This is a genomic window from Moorena sp. SIO2C4 (assembly GCF_010672485.1).
GTDB lineage: Bacteria > Cyanobacteriota > Cyanobacteriia > Cyanobacteriales > Coleofasciculaceae > Moorena > Moorena producens.
On sequence record NZ_JAAHGN010001544.1, the window covers coordinates 1 to 1,155 of the forward strand.

2 pseudogenes are annotated in these 1,155 nt (G+C 40.2%); both read left to right on the forward strand.

The window, feature by feature from the left end:
• Window positions 1-204: 204 nt before the first annotated feature.
• Window positions 205-633 (forward strand): annotated as a pseudogene (locus F6K20_RS39375) (CHAT domain-containing protein).
• 243 nt (window positions 634-876) lie between these two features.
• Window positions 877-1,155 (forward strand): annotated as a pseudogene (locus F6K20_RS39380) (glycosyltransferase family 1 protein); the annotation flags it as partial.

The window sequence follows — 1,155 nt, forward strand, 5'->3', positions numbered from 1 at the left end:
AGTGTCTAAGAGGATATCTCCCAAGTTTTTTGATACTGAATTTTGCCCCCCTGACCCCCCAAGCGAGCAATCCCTCGCTTGGGTGGAACAAGAGTCAATTTGCTTCTAAAAGTCCCCCAGAATTGGGGGACCAACGGGGGCTTGGATGTAGCAAATGAGACTTCTCAGACAACCTCTAAGGAAATAACTACTAAAACCTCCAATGTGATACACTTAGCAACTCATGGTCAGTTTAGCTCCAAAGCTGAGGAGACCTTTATACTAACCTGGGAAAATAAAATTAATGTCAAAGAATTAGAGCAACTGCTGCGTAGTCAACAATTGTTGGGAGAAGACCAAATTGATTTACTCGTTCTTAGTGCTTGTCAAACTGCTAAAGGGGATGATCAAGCCATGTTAGGGTTAGCGGGTTTTGCGATTAAATCGGGAGCGCGTTCTACCTTAGGGACATTGTGGAAAGTGCGTGATGACTCCACTGCTATGTTCATCAACAAGTTTTACTAATACCTAAAACAGCCAGAAATTACGAAAGCAGAAGCGGTCAGGAAAGCCCAACTAGATTTGATTGGGGATACCAAGTTTAACGAACCTCTGTTTTGGGCACCTTTTATTCTGGTGGGTAATTGGTTGTAAGGGGAATAGGGAGTAGGGAGTAGAGAGTAGGGAACAGAAAGGGGTTAAGTAACGTTAATTTTTTTAAAAAAGTCAACAAAAATTATAGCGTTGATCGCACTTATGATGTAAAGTATTTGTTTTGAGGATGATTCCCTTAAAATTATAATTACTATTGCCTTATATAGCATTTACAAATAGCTCATACTTAATTCTTAATTCTTAATTCTTAATTCTTAATTCTTAATTCTTAATTCTTTCCTTATGAGCCAGTTGTTGGTCAATCTCTCGATTCTATTTTCCCAACCTACGGGTATTGCTAACTATGCCGCTAATCTTTTTCCTTATTTAAAACCTCTCGACCCTACTCTACTGATTTCTCCCACTGCGTCTAGCCGTTTCTGTAGTGCTACTACCTACACTTGCTACCCAATTCCAGGGAATTTAAGCCCTGAACAAGGCACGAAAGGACATTTTCGCCGTCTGTTGTGGACTCAGTTTCAACTGCCGCGAATTTATAAAAAATTGCGAACGCATCTTTTG